Origin of the sequence: Pseudomonas sp. ICMP 3272, from assembly GCF_001466905.1 — a bacterium.
Classification (GTDB): Bacteria; Pseudomonadota; Gammaproteobacteria; order Pseudomonadales; family Pseudomonadaceae; genus Aquipseudomonas; species Aquipseudomonas amygdali.
This window is the reverse complement of sequence record NZ_LKEK01000018.1, coordinates 1-421: the sequence shown is the minus strand read 5'-3', so window position 1 is coordinate 421 and position 421 is coordinate 1. Positions and strand designations below refer to the sequence as shown.

Here is a 421-nt window from a genome sequence, read left to right as displayed (position 1 = left end):
AAGCGGCGGTGATGATCATCGTGCCATTGCTGCTGATCAGCCCGCTCTGGCTGTTGAGCACCTGAGACGCGTTGATATCGACAGTGCCGCCCTGGCTCAGAATTCGGCCTGACTGACGATTGTCGACGGCTGTGGCCACGATGCGTGTGCTGGACTGCCCGTTCAGTGTGGCACCCTGGTTGTTCAGGGTCTGGGTAATGGTGGCCTGCAAGGCGCGANCGAACCATTGCGGCTGTTGTCGGCATTGACGCCCGCCTCGATCACCGCCGAGTTGTTGAGTTGTCCGCCTGCGGAAAGGCTCAGCGCATCGCGTGCGGCAACGTTCTGCCGGGTAGTGAGATCGCCCGCGGTACTCATGGTCAATGACGACCCCGCATAGACCGGGCCGTTGACTTCGGCACTGCTGGCCCTGGCCGTGACA

1 pseudogene is annotated in these 421 nt (G+C 62.1%); it reads right to left on the bottom strand.

From position 1 onward, the window contains the following. A pseudogene (locus AO068_RS03115) lies at positions 1–421 on the bottom strand (filamentous hemagglutinin N-terminal domain-containing protein); the annotation flags it as partial.